The sequence below is a fragment of the Paraburkholderia dipogonis genome (genome assembly GCF_042680985.1).
Classification (GTDB): Bacteria; Pseudomonadota; Gammaproteobacteria; order Burkholderiales; family Burkholderiaceae; genus Paraburkholderia; species Paraburkholderia phytofirmans.
The window spans coordinates 63,172-81,019 of the sequence record NZ_JBHUFR010000050.1; the positions used below are offsets into that span (position 1 = coordinate 63,172).

General features: G+C 63.3%; 16 protein-coding genes. 4 read left to right on the forward strand and 12 right to left on the reverse strand.

Going from position 1 to position 17,848, the window contains the following annotated elements:
- Positions 1-113: 113 nt before the first annotated feature.
- The 8 genes from hutG to ACFSNN_RS40815 all read right to left on the reverse strand — a co-directional run bounded on the left by hutG (position 114) and on the right by ACFSNN_RS40815 (position 9,649).
- Positions 114-929: an N-formylglutamate deformylase gene (hutG, locus tag ACFSNN_RS40780; RefSeq protein WP_134456475.1), complete on the reverse strand. Its 816-nt coding sequence runs from the start codon at positions 927-929 to the stop codon at positions 114-116.
- Positions 930-1,004: 75 nt separating this feature from the next.
- Positions 1,005-2,411, reverse strand: a complete 1,407-nt coding sequence (locus ACFSNN_RS40785; protein WP_134456476.1) for a formimidoylglutamate deiminase — start codon at positions 2,409-2,411, stop codon at positions 1,005-1,007.
- A gap of 8 nt (positions 2,412-2,419) precedes the next feature.
- Entirely contained in the window at positions 2,420-3,643 is a 1,224-nt protein-coding gene (gene hutI / locus ACFSNN_RS40790) for an imidazolonepropionase (protein WP_134456477.1), read from the reverse strand.
- Between the two features lie 85 nt (positions 3,644-3,728).
- A complete protein-coding gene (locus ACFSNN_RS40795) occupies positions 3,729-4,355 on the reverse strand; it encodes a HutD/Ves family protein (RefSeq protein ID WP_134456478.1) in 627 nt (208 codons plus the stop codon).
- 17 nt (positions 4,356-4,372) lie between these two features.
- Positions 4,373-6,061: a urocanate hydratase gene (gene hutU / locus ACFSNN_RS40800; RefSeq protein WP_134456479.1), complete on the reverse strand. Its 1,689-nt coding sequence runs from the start codon at positions 6,059-6,061 to the stop codon at positions 4,373-4,375.
- Between the two features lie 62 nt (positions 6,062-6,123).
- The gene (hutC, locus tag ACFSNN_RS40805; RefSeq protein WP_012432558.1) at positions 6,124-6,819 is read right to left on the reverse strand and encodes a histidine utilization repressor; all 696 of its coding nucleotides are present in this window, start codon (positions 6,817-6,819) and stop codon (positions 6,124-6,126) included.
- Between the two features lie 25 nt (positions 6,820-6,844).
- A complete protein-coding gene (gene hutH, locus ACFSNN_RS40810; protein ID WP_134456480.1) occupies positions 6,845-8,368 on the reverse strand; it encodes a histidine ammonia-lyase in 1,524 nt (507 codons plus the stop codon).
- Between the two features lie 384 nt (positions 8,369-8,752).
- A complete protein-coding gene (locus ACFSNN_RS40815) occupies positions 8,753-9,649 on the reverse strand; it encodes a LysR family transcriptional regulator (RefSeq protein ID WP_012432556.1) in 897 nt (298 codons plus the stop codon).
- Positions 9,650-9,755: 106 nt separating this feature from the next.
- Between ACFSNN_RS40815 and ACFSNN_RS40820 the strand changes: the two genes are divergently transcribed.
- Both ACFSNN_RS40820 and ACFSNN_RS40825 read left to right on the forward strand, forming a co-directional pair.
- Positions 9,756-10,679: an NAD-dependent epimerase/dehydratase family protein gene (locus tag ACFSNN_RS40820; protein WP_134456481.1), complete on the forward strand. Its 924-nt coding sequence runs from the start codon at positions 9,756-9,758 to the stop codon at positions 10,677-10,679.
- A 191-nt stretch (positions 10,680-10,870) separates the two neighbouring features.
- A complete protein-coding gene (locus ACFSNN_RS40825; RefSeq protein ID WP_012432554.1) occupies positions 10,871-11,053 on the forward strand; it encodes a hypothetical protein in 183 nt (60 codons plus the stop codon).
- Positions 11,054-11,152: 99 nt separating this feature from the next.
- Here the strand turns inward: ACFSNN_RS40825 and ACFSNN_RS40830 are convergent, their stop codons facing one another.
- The 4 genes from ACFSNN_RS40830 to ACFSNN_RS40845 all read right to left on the reverse strand — a co-directional run bounded on the left by ACFSNN_RS40830 (position 11,153) and on the right by ACFSNN_RS40845 (position 14,359).
- Positions 11,153-11,890 (reverse strand): DUF899 domain-containing protein, encoded by a 738-nt coding sequence (locus ACFSNN_RS40830; RefSeq protein WP_134456482.1) that lies wholly within the window; start codon positions 11,888-11,890, stop codon positions 11,153-11,155.
- 47 nt (positions 11,891-11,937) lie between these two features.
- Positions 11,938-12,366, reverse strand: coding sequence for an SRPBCC family protein (locus ACFSNN_RS40835; protein ID WP_134456483.1), 429 nt, complete (start codon positions 12,364-12,366; stop codon positions 11,938-11,940).
- On the reverse strand, positions 12,273-12,698 hold the full coding sequence (locus ACFSNN_RS40840) for an ArsR/SmtB family transcription factor (RefSeq protein ID WP_041758365.1): 426 nt from the start codon (positions 12,696-12,698) through the stop codon (positions 12,273-12,275). Before ACFSNN_RS40840 ends, ACFSNN_RS40835 begins: the two co-directional genes overlap by 94 nt.
- A gap of 278 nt (positions 12,699-12,976) precedes the next feature.
- Positions 12,977-14,359, reverse strand: coding sequence for an NCS2 family permease (locus tag ACFSNN_RS40845; RefSeq protein ID WP_134456484.1), 1,383 nt, complete (start codon positions 14,357-14,359; stop codon positions 12,977-12,979).
- A gap of 454 nt (positions 14,360-14,813) precedes the next feature.
- Here ACFSNN_RS40845 and ACFSNN_RS40850 point away from each other — a divergent pair, with 454 nt between their 5' ends.
- Complete coding sequence (locus ACFSNN_RS40850; RefSeq protein ID WP_134456485.1) at positions 14,814-15,776, forward strand: PRC-barrel domain-containing protein; 963 nt, start codon at positions 14,814-14,816, stop codon at positions 15,774-15,776.
- Positions 15,773-17,026, forward strand: a complete 1,254-nt coding sequence (locus ACFSNN_RS40855) for an MFS transporter (protein ID WP_134456486.1) — start codon at positions 15,773-15,775, stop codon at positions 17,024-17,026. The genes ACFSNN_RS40850 and ACFSNN_RS40855 overlap by 4 nt, the downstream gene beginning before the upstream one ends.
- Positions 17,027-17,848: the final 822 nt, after the last annotated feature.

The following is a 17,848-nucleotide window of genomic DNA, read 5'->3' on the forward strand; positions in this document are numbered from 1 at the left end:
TCACGGACACATGCTGTTACACCTTTGCGGTGCCAGCCGACGCGCTTCACATGCCGCGCAACTTGCGCGGCTATCGTGAAGCGCGTGGAAAAGAAATGAAGACGAGCGGCATGTCACGCCGTCTCGACGCGCTCCAATGCTCTCACGACGAGCGCCTCCAGCAGAGGCTCGACTTTCGCGGCCAACGTTTCGTCATACGCATACGGCATGTGCTCTTCCATATACGTGATCTGCGAGAGTTCGAGTTGCAACGCATGCACGCCTTGCGACGGCTGGCCATACTCGCGCGTGATATAGCCGCCCTTGAAGCGTCCGTTGGCGACAGCCGTATAGCCTCCATCGTATCGCTCGACCGTAGCGGCCATCTCCTCGGCCAATCCCGCCACCGCGCTCGCGCCGTTCGACGTGCCGAAGTTGAAATCGGGCAGACGTCCCTCGAAAAAACGCGGCACGTGCGAGCGGATCGAATGCGCTTCCCAGAGCAGCACCTTGCCGTGTTTCGCCTTCAGCGCCGCGAGTTCGCCTTGCAGCGCCTCGTGGTAAGGCTTCCAGTAAGCGTCGCGACGGCGCGCGGTTTCGGCCTCGTCCGGCAGTTGGCCGTCCAGATACAGTGGCTCCTTGTCGAACGTGTCCACCGGCAGCAGACCGGTCGTGTCCTGGCCCGGGTACAGATTCGCGCCATCGGGCGGACGGTTGAGGTCGATCACATAACGCGCGTAGGTGGGCGCGAGAATCGACGCGCCCATGCGTTTTGCGAACGCATAGAGACGGTCCAGATGCCAGTCGCAATCGTCGGTGCGCTGCGCGGCGGGCGTCATCGTCGTGGCGATGTCGGCCGGGATTTGCGTACCCAGATGCGGAATCGAAATGAGCAGCGGCAGGCTTCCCCGATGCAGCGAGAAAACCGGCGGAGTATTCGAAGCAGTCATGTCAGTCCGGAATCGATAGGATCGAAGGATCAGTTCAGCACTTATGTGACACGCGCCGGCAAGTTGGCGCGTCGTTCATTTGAGCAGGTCCGCCAGCGCCACGCGATAGCGCGCATATGCGCCCTCTTCATCGCGATGCCGGCGGTTCTCGACGACCTTGTCGCCGCCCGTGTAGACGTCGCGAATCGGCGTTTCGCCATGCTCGCAGAATACAACGCCCGAGAGCCAGGCGTTCGGTGCATGCTCGGCAATGCTCGAATGATTCGCGTCGAGCACGAGCCAATCGGCGCGGCGGCCCGCCTGCAGAGCACCGACCGCGCGACCCGTGGCGTGCGCGCCGCCTTCGAGCGAGGCGTCGAACAGACGATCGGCGACATGCGTGGCCTGCGCCGACGCCAGCACGTTGCGCTGCCGGCGCGTGAGACGCTGGCCGTATTCGAGCAAACGCAACTCCGCGCGCCAGTCGACGCCGATATGGCTATCCGAGCCCACGCCGATGCGCCCTTGCGCGTCGAGATATTCCTGCGCCGGGAAAATGCCGTCGCCGAGATTGGCTTCGGTGGTCAGACACAAACCGGCTACCGCGCCGCTTTTCGCGAGCGCCAGCGTTTCGTTCGCATCGACGTGCGTGGCGTGCACGAGGCACCAGCGGCTATCGACATCGAAACGATCCAGCAGCCATTGCACCGGGCGCGCGCCTTCGGTTTCGACACACGCATCGACTTCGGCGGTCTGCTCGGCGATATGGATATGAACGGGCGCCGTGTTCTCGATGCCGCCGAGCAGCGTACGCAACGACTCCGCGGATACGGCACGCAGCGAATGCGGCGCCACGCCATAACGCAACGCGGCAGTTTCAGGGCGCGCCGCGCGCAACGTGCCGAGCAGATCGAGCAGACTTTCCGGCGTGTTGATGAAACGCTGCTGATCTTCACGTGGCGCGCGCGAACCAAAGCCGCTGTACTGATACAGCACCGGCAGCATCGTCATGCCGATGCCGCTCGCCGAGGCCGCATCCACCACGCGTTGCGCGAGTTCCGCCTGATTCGCATAGCGGCTGCCGTCCGGCGTGTGATGCACGTAATGGAACTCGCACACCGACGTATAGCCCGCTTTCAGCATTTCGATGTACAGCCATTGCGCGACGCTCGCCAGCCCTTCCGGCGTGATGCGCGCGGCGAAGCGATACATCAGGTCGCGCCAGCTCCAGAAATTATCCGTGGCGCCCGCGCCGGATGCGCGATATTCGGTGAGGCCGGCCATCGCGCGCTGAAAAGCGTGCGAATGAAGATTCGGCATGCCAGGCAGTACCGGACCCGCGGCCTTCTGCACGCCCGCAGGCGGCGTCGACGTATCGGGCGTGACGGCGGTGAGCGTGCCGTTCGTGCCCCACTCCAGCAGCACGTTGCGGCGCCAGCCATCCGGCAGGTACGCGTACTCGGCGAATAGCGATTGATTCGATTGCTTGTGCGGTTCAGTCATCTCAGGCCTTAGCTCAATTCACGCCGCGTATAAACGGTCTCGCCCGCGCGCACGACTCGCGCGCACAGCGGACGTCCAATCCAGTAAGCCAGCTCGGCCAGCGAGTCGACCGACCACACGGCGAAATCGGCCACACGTCCCGCTTCCAGCGAGCCGTGGCGATCCGCCTTGCCGAGCGCGCGTGCCGCGTGCGACGTCACGCCTTGCAGCACTTCGGGCACGGTCATGCGGAACAACGTGGTGGCCATGTTCATCATCAGCAGCAGCGAGGTGGCGGGTGATGTGCCGGGGTTGCTGTCGGTCGAAATCGCGATCGGCACGTCATAGCGCCGCAGCAATTCCAAAGGCGGCAACTGCGTCTCGCGGATGAAGTAGTACGCGCCCGGCAGCAGCACGGCCACCGTGCCCGCTTCCTTCATCGCGGCAACGCCGGCTTCGTCGAGAAATTCGAGGTGGTCGGCGGACAGCGCATGATGACGCGCGGCGAGTGCCGTGCCGCCGCCGTTCGACAACTGCTCGGCATGCATTTTCACCGGGAGTTTGTAACGTTCCGCCGCCCTGAAAACGCGCTCGCTTTGTTCCAGCGAAAAACCGATGCGCTCGCAGAACACGTCGACGGCATCGACGAGACCTTCGTCGGCGAGCGCGGGCAGCATGGTGTTGCAGACTTCGTCGATGTACGCGTCGGCACGGCCGGCGAACTCGGGCGGCAGCGCGTGCGCGCCGAGAAACGTCGTATAGACGGTCACGGGATAACGCTCGCCCAATTGACGCGCGACGCGCAGCATCTTGCGTTCGCTCGCGAGGTCGAGGCCGTAGCCGGATTTGATCTCGACCGTGGTCACGCCTTCGGCGAGCAAGGGTTCGAGACGCGCGGCCGATTGGCGGAACAACGAGGCTTCGTCCGCGGCACGCGTGGCGCGCACCGTGGAGACGATGCCGCCGCCCTGCCGCGCGATCTCTTCGTAGCTCACGCCCGCGAGGCGCTGCGCGAATTCGTCCGCGCGCTGCCCGCCGTACACGAGATGCGTATGGCAATCGACGAGACCCGGCGTCACCCACGCGCCGTGCAAATCTTCGCGCGGCCATGCGGCGTATTCGGCGGGTAATGACGAAGCCGCGCCGAGCCATACGATCGTGCCGTTTTCAACGGCGATCGCGGCATCGGGCAGCGTGTGTTGGGGATCGCCCTGCGGGCAAAGTTTAAGGTGATGCCAGACGGTTTGCTTCATCGCGTGCTCTTTGCAGCTTGTTGCGTGTCTGTGGTGGTTCGCGTGCAAACGCCATAAAGGAAGCAGACGTGCACGCGAATCGTCGTCATCGTTGCTTGTAACGGATGCTTATTGCGAGCAAGGCGCCCGCGCCTTCGACCGTGCATGACAGCGCGTTCGGCGTGTCGATGCGCAGGGTGTCGCCGGTGGCAAGCGACAATGCTTGCGCGTCGCCCGGTGTTACCGACACCGAACCTTCCGCGCAATACAGCAGGAGCGCGTCGGCGGAAAGCGTGCGTTGCGTTGCGCCGCGCCATACTTCCACTTCGCCCTGTGCCGCGTCACGCCGCACCATCAGGTTGAAGTCGCGAGTAGCGCCGTCGACCAGACGCGCGTCGATTTGCGCCTCGCCGGCGAAGCGGGCCATGTCAAGCGCTTGCGTCAATGCATGCGTCTTTGCGCCGTGCGCGCTATCCGCTTCATCGAGCAACATGCCCGCGCCGGACAACAGCACAAGCGTGCGATCGATGCCGGCAAATCGCGAGAACGGCCCGGCTTGCGCGACATCGGCCACGCTCACCCGCCACACGAAGGCGTCGAGCCCCGCGCCTTCGGGAAACGCCGCCACTTCACGCGTGACGCCGCCGCCGTTCTTCCACGGCGCCGCCACGAGATCGGCGCCGCGAATCAGCGTGAGGCTTGCGCCGTTGCCCACAGGCGCGCTGCGAGGCATGCCTTGAAACGCCACGTTCAACGGCCCAGCATCGGCAGATTGAGACCCGCCTCGCGCGCCGTTTCCTGCGCGAGTTCATAGCCCGCATCCGCGTGACGCATCACGCCGGTTGCCGGATCGTTGAACAGCACGCGGCCGAGACGCTCCTTCGCCGCATCCGTACCGTCCGCGACGATCACGACACCCGAGTGCTGGCTAAAGCCCATGCCGACACCGCCGCCATGATGCAGCGACACCCACGAAGCGCCGCCTGCCGTGTTCAGCAGTGCGTTGAGCAGCGGCCAGTCGCTGACCGCGTCCGAGCCGTCCTTCATCGATTCGGTTTCGCGATTCGGGCTCGCCACCGAACCGGTGTCGAGGTGATCGCGGCCAATGACGATCGGCGCCTTCAGCTCGCCGTTCTTCACCATTTCGTTGAACGCCTGGCCCAGACGATAGCGATCCTTCACGCCGACCCAGCAGATCCGCGCCGGCAAGCCCTGGAACGCGATACGTTCGCGCGCCATGTCGAGCCAGTTGTGCAGATGCGGATCGTCGGGGATCAGTTCCTTGACCTTCGCATCGGTCTTGTAGATATCCTCAGGATCGCCTGACAGCGCGACCCAGCGGAACGGGCCCTTGCCTTCGCAGAACAGCGGACGGATATACGCCGGCACGAAACCCGGGAAATCGAACGCGTTTTCCACGCCCATTTCCAGCGCCATCTGGCGGATGTTGTTGCCGTAGTCGAGCGTGGCCGCGCCGCGTTCCTGCAGCGTCAGCATGGCCTGGACCTGCTTGGCCATCGATTGCTTGGCAGGCAGCACGATGCTGTCCGGCACGGTCTTCTGGCGCTCGCGCCAGTCTTCGACATTCCAGCCTTGCGGCAGGTAGCCGTGAATCGGATCGTGCGCGCTGGTCTGGTCGGTCACGCAATCCGGCGTGATGCCGCGCGTCACGCATTCAGCGAACACATCGGCTGCGTTGCCGAGCAGGCCGATCGACACCGGCTTGCCGGCTTTCTTCGCTTCCTCGAGCATGGCGAGGGCTTCGTCGAGGGTCGCTGCTTTCTTGTCGACGTAACGCGTCTTCAGACGGAAGTCGATACGCGTCTCGTCGCATTCCACCGCGATCATCGAGAAGCCGGCCATGGTCGCCGCCAGCGGTTGCGCGCCGCCCATGCCGCCGAGGCCGCCCGTCAGAATCCAGCGGCCCGAAGGATCGCCGTTGAAATGCTGGTTCGCCACCGAGAAGAACGTCTCGTAGGTGCCCTGCACGATCCCCTGGCTGCCGATGTAGATCCAGCTGCCCGCCGTCATCTGGCCGTACATCATCAAACCCTTGCGATCGAGTTCGTGGAAGTGTTCCCAGGTCGCCCAATGCGGCACCAGATTCGAATTCGCCAGCAGCACGCGCGGCGCGTCGGCATGCGTGCGGAACACGCCGACCGGCTTGCCCGATTGAATCAGCAGCGTTTCGTTTTCTTCGAGATCTTTCAGCGACTTGAGAATCTGATCGTAGCAATCCCAGTTACGCGCGGCTCGGCCGATGCCGCCGTACACGACCAGCGCATGCGGATGCTCGGCGACTTCCGGGTCCAGATTGTTCTGGATCATCCGGTACGCGGCTTCCGCAATCCAGGTCTTGCAGGTCTTTTCCGCGCCGCGCGGTGCGCGGATCGTGCGGGTAGGATCGAGACGCGGGTCGATGTGTTTCGGGTTGTTCATGATGGCCCTCGGAAAGCTTGAAGATGGTCGAAAAAGATTCGGGTACGGCAAAAACGGCTGAGTCAGAAATGTCCGGTGAAGCGATAACGGCTGCCGGGGTGCCACAGATTGGCGATCGATGCCACCTGGCTTTGCGACCACGTGCGCCGATGCAGCACGAGGCACGGTTCGAGTTCGTCCATGGTCAGCAACTCGCGTGTATCGCCGTCGGCAGCCAATGCCTCGATGCGGTATTCGACCCGCTGCAACGGCGCGACACGCACGAGATACTGATTCGGCGTGGTGTTCGTGAAGTCCTGCAGCGCGTATTCGGGCGCGACTGCCGGATTGACCCAGCGCTCTTCGAGCTGCACCGGCTCGTCGTTTTCGAAGTGCAGCACACGCGAATGAAACACCGGACTGCCCGCGCTCACCTGCATTTCCTCGGCGAGCGCTTCGTCGGCGATGCTCGCGCCGATGTGCAGCACGTTGGCCTGATAGCGATGACCGCGCGCGACGATTTCGTCGGAGATGCTGCGGATCGCCACCAGCGTGGACTCGTACTTGGGACGGGCCACGAAGGTGCCCGACCCTTGCACACGCGTGAGCACCTGCTCCGAGGTCAGCTCGCGCAACGCGCGGTTGACGGTCATGCGCGCCACGTTGAATTCGCGCGCAAGCTCGTTTTCGGAGGGCACCTGGTCGCCTTCGCCCCATTCGCCCGCATGAATGCGCGCGAGGATGAAGTCCTTGATGCCCTGATAGGCCGGTGCGTTCATGGGCTTGCTGTGCCTCGCTGACTGCTTACTGTTCGGACGCGAAGGAAAGCGGGCTCAGCTTCGCGATCGTGCCGTCCTGCACGAGACGCGTGACCGCCGCGATATCCGGTGCGAAGTAATGGTCGAGCTCGTAATGCGCGACGTCCTTGCGCACTGCGTCCATCACTTTCTGCAGGCTCGGGCTGGTCTTGTGCGGCGCGCGCAGATCGACGCCTTGCGCGGCGGCGAGCAATTCGATCGACAGGATGTTCGCGGTGTTTTCAGCAATGTCGCCGAGCTTGCGCGCAGCGAACGTCGCCATCGACACGTGGTCTTCCTGATTCGCCGACGTGGGCAGCGAATCGACCGAAGCCGGATGCGCGAGCGTCTTGTTTTCCGAAGCGAGCGCGGCGGCCGTGACGTGAGCGATCATGAAGCCCGAATTCACGCCACCGTCGCGAACGAGGAACGGCGGCAGACCCGACAGCGTCGCGTCGATCAGCAGCGCGATGCGGCGTTCGGCCAGTGCGCCGATTTCGGCGGCGGCGAGCGCGAGGTTGTCGGCGGCGAAGGCGACCGGCTCCGCGTGGAAATTACCGCCCGACAGCACTTCGCCCGTGTCCGGGAAAATCAGCGGATTGTCGGAGACCGCGTTCGCTTCGAGCAGCAGCACGTTGGCGGCGTGGCGCATCTGATCCAGACACGCGCCCATCACTTGCGGCTGGCAGCGCAAGCTGTACGGATCCTGCACCTTGTCGCAATCGGCGTGCGAGACGTTGATGCCCGAGCCTTGCAGCAGCGAGCGGTACGCCCCGGCCGCATCGATCTGGCCTTGGTGGCCGCGCAGTTCGTGAATGCGCGCGTCGAACGGCTTGACCGAACCCATGGCCGCGTCCACCGACAACGCGCCCGACACCAGCGCGGTGCGGTACAGGTCTTCGATGGCGAACATGTTGTAGAGCGCGAGCGCGGTCGAAGCCTGCGTGCCGTTCAGCAGCGCCAGACCTTCCTTGGCTTGCAGCGTGAGCGGCTTGAGGCCGACGAGCGCGAGGCCTTCGGTGGCCGGCATGCGCTCGCCCTTGGCGAACACTTCGCCGACGCCGAGCAGCGTGGCCGACATATGCGCGAGCGGCGCGAGGTCGCCCGATGCGCCGACCGAACCCTTTACCGGAATGACCGGCAGCACGTCGGCGTTGTACAGCGTGATCAGCGCTTCCATCACTTCGCGGCGGATGCCCGAGTGACCACGGCCGAGGCTCGATAGCTTCAGCGCGATCAACAGGCGCACCACCGGACGCGACATCGGCTCACCCACACCGACTGCATGCGAGAGCACCAGATTGCGTTGCAGCAGTTCGAGCTGGTCGTGCGGAATATGCGTGCTGGCAAGGCGCCCGAAGCCCGTGTTGATGCCGTAGGCCGGTTCGCCCTTCGCGGCGATATCGGCCACGGCTTGCGCGCAGGCGTCGATCGCGGCGTGGCTGGCGGGATCGAGTTGCAACGCGACGTGCTCGCGTGCGATCTGGCGCAGTTGCGGGAGGGTCAGGTAGCCGGGCTTCAGAGTGATCATGGTTGTCGTCCTGTCTATACAATTTGAGAGAAGTCTAGCGGCGTCGGCTTGTATATACAACTTGTTTTTTGAGGTTTCGGCCCAGGGGTTTCCATTAGGGTGAAACGTAAGCTTGGCTTGGATCTTGCGTCTGCCGGAATTTCCTGCGGCTCCGCGCTGCGGGTTGCCTTATGAGCGCCTCGGATCTCAACTTGTATATACACGTTCAAAATCGCAAGTGCGAGGCGTAAAAAATATGTGGTCCGTGAATCGGCGCGCTTTGCGGCCTGCTTTGCGGCCTTTAAAAGCGTTATAGAAGAGACGACTCGATACGACGCAAAAAAGCCCGCGCGCTCAGGCGAGCCGCGGGCTTCAGCTGATTCGACCACGGATGAAATAGCGCCGCTAAAGCTTCACGCGCGCTGCGATGAAATCCAGAAAACACTGCACGCGCCCCGCCAGCGACGCGCTCTGGTAATACACCGCGCTCACCCGCTGCCGCTCGTCCGCCAGCACGTTGCCGAGAATCGGCACGAGACGCTTTTCGCGCACGTCGGCCGCGCTCATGAAATCGGCGAGACAGGCGATGCCCCATCCCGACAGCACCAGTTGCCGCAATGTCTCGCCGCTCGATGCGGTGATCGCCGGTTCGATCTTCAGCGATTCCGCGCCGCCCTTGCGCCCTTCCCGCAACGGCCAGCGGTTCAGATGCTCCGGCGCCGTAAAGCCGATCAGCCGATGCTCGCGCAACGCTTCCACCGATTTCGGCTCGCCATATTCGGCCAGATACGCCGGACTCGCGAGCACACGCAGCTTGCTGGTGCCGAGGGCGCGCGCATGCAAAGTCGAATCCTGCAATTCGCCGATGCGGATCGCGATGTCCACCTTCTGCTCCAGCAGATCCACGATCCGTTCATTGCTGGTCAGCTCCAGCCTGATCTCCGGATACAGCGCCGAAAACGCCGTCATATGCGGGGCCACGCAATGCAGCATGAAGGGCGACGCGGCATCGACCCGCAGGCGCCCCGATGGCCGCTCGCGTCCGCGCGTGACGGATTCCTCGGCCTCTTCCATCGCGTCCAGAATCGCTCGCGCGCGCTGCAGGAAGGTTTCGCCCTCTTCGGTGAGTTGCAGACGGCGCGTCGTGCGCCTCACCAACGCGGTATCGAGTTTCTTTTCGAGGCGCGTGAGCGCGCGGCTCACGCCGGAGACGGTCTGATTCAGTTTCTCCGCGGCCGCGGTAATCGAACCGCTGTCGATCACCGTGACGAACACCAGCAACTCGTCGGTGGAAGTTTTCATTGTTGATTTCAAATCAAGATTGATTTGAGACTAACACGGTTTTTGCGAGAATCAAGTCGGCGGATACTGCGTGCATGTCATCGTGTTTCTCATCAAGGAGAACGTCTTGGAGATTTTCATCACAGGTGCAAGCGGTTTCATCGGCGGCTCGATCGCAGCACATCTGGCGCGCGCCGGCCACACCGTGCGCGGTTTGATCCGCAACCCCGAACAGAGCGCCGAACTGCAACGCCTCGGCATCGAACCCGTAATCGGCACGCTCGACGACCGCGCGTTGCTGATCGCCGAAGCGCAAGCCGCCGACGCCGTCATCAACGCCGCGAGCAGCGATCATGAAGGCGCGGTGAAAGCGCTGATCGACGGACTCGCCGGCTCCGGCAAAACGTTTCTGCATACGAGCGGTTCAAGCATCGTCGGCGATGCGTCGGGCGGCGAAGCGGGTCAGGCGCGCATCTATCACGAGGACGCGCTGCCCGAGCCGACTCCCGACAAAGTGGCGCGCGTCGCGATCGACCTGCTGGTGCTCAATTCGGCCAAGCTGAATATCCGCTCGGCCGTGCTGTGCAACACGCTGATCTACGGCCACGGTGCGGTGCCGGGCAGCGCGAGCGTGCAATTGCCGCGCCTCGTGCGTCAGGCGCAGAAGAACGGCGTGGTGCGTCATGTGGGCAGCGGCGGCAACATCTGGTCGAACGTGTTTATCGACGACGTCGCCGAACTGTATCGCCTCGCGTTGGACAAGACGCCGGCGGGCACCTTCTACTTCGTCGAAAGCGGCGAGGCGTCGTTCCGCGACATGAGCGCCGCGATTGCGCGCGCGATGAAGCTCGGCGAGCCGCAAGACTGGCCGCTCGAAGACGCGCAAAAGGAATGGGGCTACGAAATGGCCTCGTACGGGCTCGGCTCGAACAGCCGCGTGCGCGGTGACCGCGCCCGCAAGCTGCTTGGATGGCAACCGAGCCGCACGTCGGTGATCGACTGGATCGAGCACGACATGATGTCTGCGCAGCAGACGCCGTCCGTGGCTTAAGCCAAGGGGATTTCCATTCAGGCGTCCGGAAGTGCCCCGCAAGAGGCTCTTCCGGGCGCTGATGGCGCATCCCAAAGCGTAATTAGTGTAAGCGTTGTCGTTGCGAATCCGTAAGCTCGACTCGATAGAATCGCGCTCACCTGACCGTGCGATTCGACAATCCGAGCCGCACATGAGCCCGGATTTGATCGATGACTTTGGCGCTGAATTTCGATTGGCTGACTAATCTGCTGGCGATTCTCTTCGTCGTGGCGTGTCTTTACGATGCACGCTACGACGAATACGGCACGCTGACGTTGTCAGCGGCCGCGATGGGACTCGTCGTGATGGCGATCGAACTGTTCCTCAGGCCCGCCTTCGACATGTCGCTCTGAACACGAGCGCGTTGATCTTCGCGCTGTTTTACGAAGCGGGACGCCAAAGTGCATGACGTCCCCATCTAGCCGCGCAGATCCGGGTTAGCGCTGCCACCATCAGGAACCACAAGCGGCGCAACCACCTTGCGGGTTCTCTTCATAGCGGTCGTGATGTCTGACCCAATCGGTCAGACTGCGGTCTTCATTGCGGCCCTTCGGCGTGACGTCCAGATGCGCGTAGGTGTTGATGAAGCGCTCGTCGCCGCGTCCGTAGACGGAATACGTGTGATACACGTCGCCCTTCTCGTCCTTGTAGAACACGCTATGGCCGTGTTGCTCGTCGATGCCGACGTCCTGCTCGGTGAAGTTGTAGAACGCCTTCTTGCTCTCCAACTGTTCGGGCGTGAACGACACGTGGTAGTCGAAATTGAAATCGCTGCCGGCCGATGACACCCACGGAAACGTCCAGCCCATGCGCTTTTTGAAACCCTCGATCTTCGCGAGCGGCGCATGTGACACCGTCACGTACGATACGTCGTGATGCTCGAGATGCGTGACGATCCCCGTCATATGATCCGACAGGAACGAGCAGCCGACGCAGCCTTCTTCCCAATCCGCGCCGAGCATGAAGTGATAGACGATCAACTGGCTGCGTCCATCGAACAGATCGGCCAGCGTCTTGCGGCCCTGCGGTGTATCGAAGGTATAAGTCTTATCCACCCTGACCCAAGGCAGCTCGCGACGTTTGCGCGCGAGTTCGTCGCCGGCGCGCATGTGCGCTTTTTCTTCGGCTAACAATGCCTTGCTGGCGGCCAGCCACTCCTCTCTCGATCCCGTACGGTGTTGCGGTTCCATATGCGTCTCCTTCCCTGCATCGAGCAGACTAACGAAAACAAACGAACTCACGCCACGTAGCGTTCCAGCGAATCGATCCCATCGGTCCAGCCGCGGCGATGATCCTCGCACTGCGCTTCGTCGGCGAGACGTTCGTGCGTGAGCGTGAGCCATGTGGCGTCGCCGTCCGGTTCCAGCAGCAGCGTGACCTGCGATTCATGTTCGGGGCTGTAGCGCCACACCCATGTGAAGACGAGCTTGCGGTCGGGGACCACCTCCAGATACTGACCGCCGACCTCGACCTCGTTGCCGTCCGGCTTGCGATAAACGATCGCGTAACGTCCGTCGACGCGCACATCCATTTCCACGCGCACCACGTCCGCGCCGCCCGGATGCATCCACGTCATGAATTGCGCCGGTTCCGTCCAGGCGCGGAAGACTTTGGCGGGCGCGGCGTTGAGACGCCGCTGGAGGGTGAGGCTGGGCTGGGTGGACATGGCGCTTGTTCCTCTTCGACGAAAGCGGCAAGACGATCGAGTGATTCGGACCAGAAGCGCTGATAGCGGCCAAGCCATTCCATGGCTTCTTCCATCGGCCCGGCGGACAGGCGGCACGCCACCGTGCGGCCGGTTTTGCTGCGCGTGATGAGACCCGCCTCGCTCAACACGTCGAGGTGTTTCATCACAGCGGGCAAAGACATCGCAAACGGCTCGGCGAGTTCGCTGACCGACAGATCTTTCGACGATAGACGCGCGAGCAACGCACGGCGCGTCGGGTCGGAGAGCGCCGCAAAAGTGCGATCGAGTAGTGCTTCGTTAAACTTAACCATGAGGTTAAGTATAGAAACGAAGCAGCTAAAGTCAAGGACAGGTACGCGTTTTCGTAAAACGCGCGGAACGTAAAGTGGGAAGCACGGCAAAAAGATACGCGGCGTGCTGCAGATCGAGCCTGCAACGCGCCGCGTCAAAGGTGGAGAACAAACGACTACAGGCTCAAGCAAAGCAGCCAGAAACGCACCGCCCTGCTCTCGCTTTCCAGCACAGATTCAACAGATCGATACTGCAACCCGGCAAGACCCGGGCAGCGCCCGAGGTCATGACCTAACGATCAGATCGCCCAGCCGCCGAGATAGAAACCGACCAGCACGACCGCGATGACAACCGTGCCCACGTTCAGCTTGCGATATTCGCCGCTGACCACGCGGCCGATCACCAGCGTCGCGAAGCCGAGCATGATGCCCGTCACGATGTTGGCGGTCAGCACGATGAACACCGCGCACATCAGGCCCGACATCGAGTCGACCATGTCGTCCATATGCAGCTTGCTGACGTTCGAGAGCATCAGCAGACCCACGTACATCAGCGCGGGCGCCGTTGCATACGAAGGCACGAGGGCCGCAAGCGGCGAGAAGAACATCACCACGAGGAACAGCAGACCGACCACCGCCGCGGCCATGCCGGTCTTCGCGCCTGCCGCCACGCCGACCGTCGATTCGATATACGCAGCAGCCGGCGCGCCGCCGAGCAGGCCCGAGAAAATCGAGCTCAGCGAGTCGGCCGTCAAGGCGCGGCCACCGTTGATGATGCGGCCGTTTTCATCGAGTTGCCCCGCTTGTCCCGCGACGGCGCGGATCGTGCCGGTGGCGTCGAACACCGCGGTCATCACCAGAGCCAGCACGCTAGGCAGCACCGCCATCGACAACGCGCCCTTGATGTCCATCGCACCGATCAGCGAAGCGTGACCCGGCGCGCTGAGCGACGGCACCGCGAACACGCCGTGGAACGACATGGCCGGATCGATCACGAACGCAATCGCCGAAATCGTCACGATCACGAGCAGGATCGAGCCCGGCACGCGGCGGCGCACCAGACCGAAGATGGCCGCGAGACCCGCCACCGACATGATGGCCGGCAACGCCGTGATGTTGCCGAGCGCGACCGGCAGACCCGCGCCCGGATTCTTGACGACGAGGCCCACGTCGTTGGCGGCGATCAGCAGCAGGAACAGGCCGATGCCGATGCCCGTGCCGTGCGCGATGCCCGTCGGCAGATTGCGCAGAATCCACGAACGCACGCCCGTCACCGAAATCGCGGTGAACACCACGCCCATCAGAAACACCGCGCCGAGCGCGACGTTCGGATGCAGACCTTTGCCGAGCACGAGGCCGAACGCGGTGAACGCCGTCAGCGAAATCGCGCAGCCGATCGCGATCGGCAGGCGTGCCCACACGCCCATCAGCAGCGAGCCGAACGCCGTGGTCAGACACACGGCGACGAACACCGCGCTGGTGTCGAAGCCCGCCTTGCCGAACATGCCTGGCACGACGAACACGGAATAGACCATCGCGAGGAAGGTCGTGATACCCGCGACGATTTCCTGACGCTGCGAACTGCCGCGCGAGGAGATTTCGAAATAGCGGTCGAAAAAGCCCTTTCCGTCGAATGATTCGGCGCCGACTTCAGAAATCGGTTGGGCGTGGGGTTCCATCATGATGAGTGCCTCCTTTATCAGCGTGCTGAAGCGGCCGCCGGTGCGGTCGCCATCAGGGTCGTCTCGTTGCGTTGGTTTAATGTGGGTGGGGTCTTTTTGCTGTCTCGAAATGTAGGGCAACACAAATATATCTCCCATCGCATGGATGGCATGCCTGACATGTCGCGATGCTTATATCCTTTAGGGGAAGCCAAAGTAGCTGCGCCGCCCGCGCGTTTACACCTACGGTTTGTCACATGGATATGAAAGGGTTTTGAGGGCTTTCACGGTTGAAAACGGAGTTCGACGATCTGCTGAATCGGCCGGGCGCGGCATGAACCGTGCTATCGCCAGCCTGTCAGATCGCCTGCAAAACCGGGGCCGCCCGACCTCGCGGGTTACACTCTGGCCCGTACATGTCTTAACTGCGGCGGCCCACTGCGCCCGTCCGCACCGGCCCATGGAGTCCTTCTTGATGAGCGGCGGTTTTTCGCGTCCTGCCTGGCGTCTCTTGCTTCTTGCTGTGTTCGCGCTGTTCGCGCTGTCCGGTTGCAGTCTGCTGTGGGGCCCGCAGCAGGCGCCGATCGTCGACGCCACGGTGATGCCCGTCGAGCCGGCCAGCGCGCCCGTGGCCGCCTCCGCGCCCGAACCGGTCGAGACCGAAGCGGCCGAACCCGAGCAATCGAAAAAGCCGAGGAAGCCGGTCGTCAAGCCGCACAAGGTCGAGCCTCCGCCGCCTGTTGTCACGGCGCCTCCGCCGCCTCCGCCGCCGCCTCCGCCGCTGATCGTGCTGCGCACCATCGAGCGCAAGGAGGCGCACGCGCTGCTCGATAGCGAAGTGCAGAAGCCCGACGGCAAGGTGGTCGGACGTGCGGTCGATCTGATCGCCGACGCTGGCGGCAAGCCGCGTGAGATGGTCGTGAATTTGCAAGGCTTCCTGGGCGTGGGCGACCGCAAGGTGAACTTCCCGTGGAGCGCGTTCCGCTTCACGCCGGCCGCGAAGGCTGCGCCCATCACGCTCAATGCCGCGGCGATTCCGGCGAACGCGGCCAAGGCCGCCGCGGCTGCCGTGCAATTGCCGCTGATCGACGCCACCGTCGAGCGTTCGAACGGCGCCAAGGTCGGCCGCGTGATCGACGTGTTGATCGATGCCAATGCGCAGCCGCAGGCGGTCGTACTCGACGTTAACGGCATGGTCAGCACGGAACGGCGCACGATTGCCGCCAACTGGTCGGCGCTGCGTTTCGTCACGAAAGATAAGGAGTTGCATCCGCTCATCGATCTGAGCGATGCGCAGATCAACGCGACGCCGCCTTACGCAAGCGACAAACCGATACGCGCGGTGTCGCCGGCGCCGCCAGCGGCGCCCGCTCCTGCTTCCGCGCCCGCCGCCGCGGCCACGTCCACGGCGGTATCCAACGCACGGGCGGCCCGATGACAGGCCGCACTCTGGTAACGGCGCGCAGCCTGCGCGCGCTCGATTGGCTGAATTTTTTCGTCGCCAACGTGCAAACGGGTTTTGGACCGTTCATCGCGTCCTATCTGGCCTCGCATAAATGGACGCAGGGCGAGATCGGCATGGCGCTCTCCGTGGGCACCATCAGCGCGATGGTGAGCCAGGTGCCCGGCGGCGCCGCTGTCGATGCCCTGCGCAACAAGAAAGGCGCCGCGGCCTGGGCGATCTTCGCGATCATCCTGAGCGCGGTGCTGCTGGCCGTGAGTCCGACGGTGCTGCCGGTGATCGCCGCCGAGGTCTTTCACGGCTTCGCGAGCTGCATGCTGACACCGGCGCTCGCCGCGATCTCGTTCGCGCTGGTGGGACGCGCGAATCTCGGTGACCGGCTGGGGCGCAACGCGCGCTGGGCGTCGATCGGCAGCGCGGTCGCGGCTGGGCTGATGGGCGTGTTCGGCGAGTACTATTCGCCGCGCGCGGTGTTCTGGCTGACCGCCGCGCTCGCCGTGCCCGCGCTGTTCGCGTTGACGATAATCCAGCGCACCGACACCGTCGAGCTTCCTAAAGCCGGACCGACGCCGCAGCAGATCGAGCGTCGCGAGAGCCTGCGCGAGTTGCTGCGCGACAAGCGGATGCTGTTGTTCGCGGCGTGCATCGTGCTGTTCCATTTGTCGAATGCGGCGATGCTGAATCTCGCCGCCGGCGAAGTGACGGCCGGCATGGGCGACAACGTGCAGCTCGTGATTGCGGCGTGCATCATCGTGCCGCAGGCGATCGTGGCGATGATGTCGCCGTGGGTCGGGCGCTCGGCCGAGCGATGGGGGCGTCGGCCTATTTTGCTGCTCGGGTTTTCGGCTTTGCCGATACGGGCGTTGTTGTTTGCTGGAATCAGCAGCCCTTATTTGCTGGTGCCGGTGCAGATGCTCGACGGGTTGAGTGCCGCTGTGTTCGGGGTGATGCTGCCGTTGATTGCCGCCGATGTGGCCGGCGGTAAGGGGCGTTATAACCTCTGTATTGGGTTGTTTGGCTTGGCGGCTGGGGTTGGGGCTACGTTGAGTACTACCGCTGCTGGATTTGTTGCCGATCGGTTTGGCAATGCGGTTAGCTTTTTTGGATTGGCTGCGGCTGGGGCGTTGGCTGTTTTGCTGGTGTGGGCGGCGATGCCCGAAACGCGCGATGCGGCGGCTGAGGATGAGGCGCCGGTGGCGGATGGGGGGGAGTCGGCGGTGCGGTGATTTGGAGTGGGGGTTTTGACGGCGTGGCGGGGTGCTGGTGTTCTCGTGGGTGTTGGCCTTTCCTTGATTTGTTAGTGGTCTATTAGTGTTGCCCCTGTGCGGGGCGGCACTTACTTCTCTTTGCCGCCGCAAAGAGAAGTAAGCAAGAGAAAGCGGCTCACACCGCTAGCTCATAAGCGGGTCCCCCGCGCAGTCGCGGTAGTGGTGCATCTGGAATCTGTGTTCTCGCACACTCCGCGTGAATGACACAGCAGTCATTCTTCCGGCGGCGCTGCGCGCGCCGTTGCGGTCGTTCAGTACCGTTGACGGCTTTGCGCTTGAGCGTCTCGTCGAGACGTTGGCAGTTTTCTCGCGGGCGGCTCGTAGGCGCGCGGGAACCTGTCCGCATTTTTGTGGGTGATCCTTCAAACTGCCGTTCTTGCCACGTCATCTACTCTTCCAACGTGGCACCGGCAGCCGTGCGCGGACAATGCAGGAATCCATACAAACCGATCACGCGTCATCGGATGCAAACACCGCGCCGACCGGACAACAGTCGACCAACCTCGAGCGCTGCGCAGCTGAACGACCGCGACGGCGCGCGCAGCGCCGCCGGAAGAATGACTGCTGTGTCATTCACGCGGAGTGTGCGAGATCACAGATTCCAGATGCACCACTACCGCGGCTGCGCGAGGAACCCGCTTAAGAATTAGCGGTTTGAGCCGCTTTCTCTTGCTTACTTCTCTTTGCGGCGGCAAAGAGAAGTAAGTGCCGCCCCGCACAGGGGCAACGCTAATAGACCGCTAACAAAACAAGGAAAGGCCAACACCCGCGAGCACACAC